The sequence below is a fragment of the Chitinophaga sp. genome (assembly GCF_035761305.1).
Classification (GTDB): domain Bacteria; phylum Bacteroidota; class Bacteroidia; order Chitinophagales; family Chitinophagaceae; genus Chitinophaga.
In genome coordinates this window covers 1-5,199 of sequence record NZ_DASTRI010000267.1, presented here as the reverse complement: position 1 = coordinate 5,199, position 5,199 = coordinate 1, and the positions used below count along the sequence as shown (strand labels likewise).

The window sequence follows — 5,199 nt, the reverse complement described above, 5'->3', positions numbered from 1 at the left end:
AGATAACTGCCTTTTAATTCATATATCGGGATATTAATTTGGGGTGTACCAGTAAACAGGCTCACCGGTGTGTTTCCATACTTCCCCAGTTCAGCCGCCTCAGGCGCAGGGGGAATAATCTGCCTAGCCTGAAACTCTGTTTTGGCTATATCAACGTTCAAATCAGGTGCCTGCGCCCATAGCTTCCCGGACACTATTGTCAATAATATGCCCCAAAAATATTTAATGCTTATCTTCATCTTTTCTATAGTTATTGAGGTTTGCATTATTGTTTCTCACTTCCTGCAGCTGCTGTTTTAACAAGGTTGTTTCTTTCTTCAGCTCAATCACATACAACGTCAGCTCCTCCACCTTCTGCAACAGCTTCCGGTTCATTTCTTCTACATCCATCCCCTCCTTTTTAACTTCTTCTGCCGTAGGCATATCCGGCAAGTGTTTGTTTGTCTTCACAAACTGCTCTACTTCCTGTAATGAGGGTAGCTGGTATTGATCAGCGAATACATAATCCGGCCAGGCGCTTTGCTGCTTTACTTTTATTTTCTCTGCAATCATATCGCCGGCAACGGCCTGCTTATAACCTTTTGAGTCTGTAGTCCCGATACCTACGTTACCGTTGGTATCTATGCGCAATCTTTCGCTATATGCATTAAGGGCAGTTCTTTGACCGATCACGAATGCGGCATTACTTGCCGATGCACTTGTAGCTATTGCTCCTATATAAGCAATTGGATAGACTCCGGAACTATGTTTGATTGTAAAACGCATCAGTGCAGCTGTTTCATTCACACCGGATTCATTAGTTATATTTTGGATAATACCGTTAGGAAAGACGGAAGTAGAGGAGGAAGGGGCATATGTATCAGTTATAACTTCCTGCAACGTTAGCTTAGTGTTCGGATTGGGAATACCAATGCCTACATAGCCGGTACTGGCAACATTAATAACTCCATCTCCACCTGGCGTCAACCCTCCTATCTTCAATAAATTGCTTCCCTGTTGAAGGTAAAAGCGGCTGTTACTGCCGGATTGCAGGGAGATGGCGGCATCATTATCCGCAGGCCCCCAAACACTGAGTTTTACCACTGGTGCAGATGTGCCTACTCCCACATTTCCACTGTTTGTTATATTGCCTTTTATTCCCAGATTTCCGTTACCGTCCAGGTACATCACCTGGTCGGTGTCGGTTGTATAATCAATGGGGCCATTATCATGCGCCAGCCAGCGGAACCTGAAATTATTTTGCTTTAAACCGGTCAGGCCAAAGTTGATGGACCCATTACTTTGATAAACAAAGCCGGACCTGAAATTGGCTGTAGCCAGCACAGTTGTAATGGTGTTCGTATAGGTATTGGGGAAATTCAGCGTACTAAAAGTACCAGTTTGTGCTTTTAATTGAGCATTAAGCGCTAACAAGCCTAAAACGCTCATAATAAATTTATACATAGTAAGGGATTTACTTTTTGATCGCTGCCTGTAATTGTTGTATCATTTTCAGCTGTGCTTCACTGTTTTTCTGCAGCTGAATGATGTACAGGGTAAGCTCTTCTACCTTCTGCAACAGCTTTTTATTCATTTCTCCCAGGTCCTGGCCGTTTTCCTGCACGTCCTGAGCGGTAGGAATATCCGGCAGGTGTTTATTTTGTTTCACGAACTGCTCCAGATCTGCCAACGACATAGGTGTATAGTCCTTTTCAAACACAAAATCCGGCCAGCCGGTATAAGCTTTTACCTTTACCTTCGTAAAAACAGCACTGCCGTTTACTGCCAGCTTATAGCCTTTTGTATCTAAGGCTCCAATACCCACACTGCCATCTGCCTTAAAGGCCACCAGGTTCTGTCCAAAGCTGTTGATCATAACCACATTGTTATTATTAAGCTTAGCGGCATTCTTGCTTCTTCCATCCAGTATTATAGCGCCTCCAAAAGCATCATTAGCCGATGGAACAACATCTTCTGCCTCCCCGACTATATAAATCCCAAAGGGCTGGCCAATGGTGTTACTTTTCCCTCTTATACACGGAATGTAAGGTCCTGTTGAGGTACCATTTTCAATAGACAAATAAGCATCTGCAGCAGGTATGGTATTTACAGTAAACTTAGCCAGGGGAAATGTTCGCGGCCCTACAACATGTAGCCTTGCCAACGGTGCCGTTGTACCAATACCAACATGCCAATTCTCTGTAATACGCATGGCTTCAGCTACTACAGCACCGCTGCCCCGTGTGGAGAACTTTAATGCGGAAAGCCGGCCGGCGGCCACTGTTCTTTCCGTTTCTATGGAGCCCAGGTCCGTTCCGGCCATATTAAACTTAATAGCGCCTACCGGCTCCAGTACATCCCAGTTATTGGTTAGCTGTATATTAGATGCACCATTGGTAACTATCTCAAGCCGCTGACCAGGCGTTGTGGTGCCTATACCAACGTTCGTACCTGTATTACTAAATGTATTCTGTGAAAACGCAGCTGATGGCAGTAAAGCAGCAAGTAAAATGGAGATACCTATTTTCATAGTATTAACGTGCTTCTAATTTTTCAATACGTTTCAGTAATATATTTTGCTGTTGCTCCATTGCGTTGTTCTTCTTTTCCAGCTGAATGATGTACAACGTCAGCTCTTCCACCTTCTGCAGCAGCTTTTTATTCATTTCTCCCAAATCCTGGCCGTCTTGCTGTACTTCTGCTGCGGTAGGAATGTCCGGCAGATGCCTGTGCGTTATGATATACTTTTCTACCTCCTGTAAAGAGGGTAAGCTGTAACCGGGAGCAAATACGAAATCGGCCCAGGAGGATTGTGTTACTTTTACTTTGCGGGCGCCAATGGTGCCTTCTACGGCCAGTTTATAGCTGCCGGGAGTAACGGTGCCAATGCCGATGTTACCGGCATTTGTAATTGTCATTCTAGGTGTTGGGGTAGCTCCTACTGAAAAATGGAGTGCGGTACCTCCCATCTGGGCATATATTCTTGCATATTCCGTATTGTTATTAGCATTAAAAACCAAATCCCCGGGATCTGACGGGCCGCTTGCCGACGCTTTAAGATACAGGTTGGCGCCACTGTTAACAAGTACGCTGCCATATACATCCAGCTTTCCTTCCGGTGAGGTTGTACCTAAACCAAAGTTTCCTCCATTTATAAAGCTGGGTCCATTGGAATGAAACTGTATTTTTAACACATTAGAATCCTGCTTAGGTGCATCGTAAAGCTGCAGCATTGAGTATGTTACTCCCAGGTTAGAACCTCCGGGCATTAGCTGCACCGCGTTATGTGAATAGATACCGGGACGGCTTCCCATTACAAGACTATGACCCACCCAGTAAAAATAGTTATAGTGCCATCCGTTAACATCCTTTCCGCTATTCAGATAAATATTGCCACCTTCTACATGCAGCTTTTCAAGAGGGCTGGTAGTACCAATACCTACATTTCCTGTAGCAGGAAAAGTATTGGTTTGTGAAAACACGGTAGTGGATATTCCCAGGGTTAACAATGCTTTTAAAATGCTTTTCATATGCTTATTTACTTTTTTCGAGTTTCTCAAGGCGTTGTTTCATTTCATTATTCTCCTTTTTGAGCTCAATGAGATACAGGGTCAGCTCTTCCACCTTCTGCAACAGCTTTTTATTCATTTCTCCCAGATCATGACCGTCTTTCTGTATTGCAGCGGCAGTGGGTATTTCCGGCAGGTGCTGGTTTTCTTTTATATAGCGTTCCAGCTCTGGAAGAGTGCGCATTTTATAATCGGGGCTAAAAACATAATCAGGCCAGCCGGTTTGCGTTACTTTTATCTTTTTTGCGAATACATCGCCATTAACGGCCAGCTTGGCCTGCGGAGCGGTTGTTCCAATGCCTACGTTACCATCTACTGTTATGGCCAGTCGCGGAGTAGCTTTTGTGAACATTTTTATACCGCCATAGGCAGCCAGCCAGTAAGAGGCACCAGCTGTGCTCCAGCTATCCATTGTCCACTGAAAACCATAATTAGGCTGGGGTTTACTATCATAAGTCAATTTGTCGTATAAAGCAAAACCTATAGGTTCATCGCGGCTAACGTTAATACCTCCATTTACATCCGTATAGGGTAAGGGGTAGTATTTATTATTATCAAAATCGCATTTGATTGAACCGGAGCCGGTTACTGTTGCATATCCCGTGGGAGCTGTAAATGTTTGGTTAAAAGGCGCCGTGTTCAGGGGACTGTTACTGGTGAAATTAACAGCGGTGCGATAATAAATGTAGCCCCATTTAAAATTGCTACGTACCCATACTGCGTTATTAAAAATGTAGAAATATCCCGCGCCTGGATTTCCGGAAGTGCACTTTATTTCAATACCATCAAACCGGTCCGTGGTACCTTCATATTTATCTACCCGGATTTGGTAAGTGCCTTGCATATTATAGTAATTCGCATCTGCCTGCACGCTTACTTCAATAATGGACGCGTAACGATGGGAAGCTCCATTTAGCTGTATCAGCTTATAGTAATAAAGGTCGTAAGGGGAAGCAGCTCCCTGCGCGTTTCCTACAAATTTCCAATCGTCTGCTACAGATTGAGCGTTTGCATTGAAGGTGTTAAACAAACCAGCCATGGTTATGATCAGGTATAAGGTCCGCATATAAATACTACTTTAGGTATAGAAGATTATATCTTTCAAAAGTGTTGTACTGCTACGCACACTATCTGCATACTTTAAAAACTATATCCCAGCCTTAGCTTCACAGGATCCGTCCTCGGAACATGCTGGTTGCATAAAAAGTCGTACAGCAGTACGATGTTGCCTTTCAGCTTGCTGTTGATCTTGTATTTTTTACTGATGCCGATCAGCGCGCTGCCCTGCCAGTTGTCTATATTCCTGAGCTGCTGCTCGTTCTGGAATTCACTGACATAGTTTTCCTCAAAACCACCATTCACATAAAAGGTACCCTTGAGCTTCCAGTCCAGGAAAGAGCGCAGTCCCATGCCCTGGCTGGAAAAACGGATGTTATCAAAACCGGTGCCCATGCCCAGCTTATAAGCAGCGCCGATGCCGGCTGTGCCGTTTTTGTGGAACTTGTAGGCTACCTGCCCTGCTATGTCGCTGGTGGTGGGATAAAACCGGGTAGACCGTGCAAACTGCATATTGCCTCCAAACTCCAAACGTTGCAGAAAACTTTTGGTCTTCATTTCATTGGGTTTAAAGTCCGGCATATCTGCAGCATTG

5 protein-coding genes and 1 pseudogene are annotated in these 5,199 nt (G+C 44.4%); all 6 read right to left on the bottom strand.

Annotated elements, in window-relative coordinates:
• Window positions 1–239: hypothetical protein (locus VFS25_RS22385; protein ID WP_326464409.1), on the bottom strand; the 239-nt coding region annotated here is incomplete at its 3' end.
• Window positions 223–1,443, bottom strand: a complete 1,221-nt coding sequence (locus VFS25_RS22380; RefSeq protein WP_326464408.1) for a hypothetical protein — start codon at window positions 1,441–1,443, stop codon at window positions 223–225. The genes VFS25_RS22380 and VFS25_RS22385, both read right to left, overlap by 17 nt.
• Before the next feature lie 10 nt (window positions 1,444–1,453).
• Window positions 1,454–2,509 (bottom strand): hypothetical protein, encoded by a 1,056-nt coding sequence (locus VFS25_RS22375; protein WP_326464407.1) that lies wholly within the window; start codon window positions 2,507–2,509, stop codon window positions 1,454–1,456.
• Window positions 2,510–2,513: 4 nt separating this feature from the next.
• Entirely contained in the window at window positions 2,514–3,509 is a 996-nt protein-coding gene (locus VFS25_RS22370) for a hypothetical protein (RefSeq protein ID WP_326464406.1), read from the bottom strand.
• Window positions 3,510–3,513: 4 nt separating this feature from the next.
• Window positions 3,514–4,614 carry a hypothetical protein gene (locus tag VFS25_RS22365; protein WP_326464405.1) on the bottom strand — a complete coding sequence of 367 codons (1,101 nt, stop codon included), beginning with the start codon at window positions 4,612–4,614 and terminating at the stop codon, window positions 3,514–3,516.
• 74 nt (window positions 4,615–4,688) lie between these two features.
• Window positions 4,689–5,199, bottom strand: a pseudogene (locus VFS25_RS22360) (hypothetical protein); the annotation flags it as partial.

What these genes read in the sequence shown, in the direction of transcription:
- VFS25_RS22380 (WP_326464408.1), bottom strand. Translation starts at nt 1,443, where the DNA reads ATGTATAAATTTATTATGAGCGTTTTAGGCTTGTTAGCGCTTAATGCT.
- VFS25_RS22365 (WP_326464405.1), bottom strand. Translation starts at nt 4,614, where the DNA reads ATGCGGACCTTATACCTGATCATAACCATGGCTGGTTTGTTTAACACC.
- VFS25_RS22375 (WP_326464407.1), bottom strand. Translation starts at nt 2,509, where the DNA reads ATGAAAATAGGTATCTCCATTTTACTTGCTGCTTTACTGCCATCAGCT.
- VFS25_RS22370 (WP_326464406.1), bottom strand. Translation starts at nt 3,509, where the DNA reads ATGAAAAGCATTTTAAAAGCATTGTTAACCCTGGGAATATCCACTACC.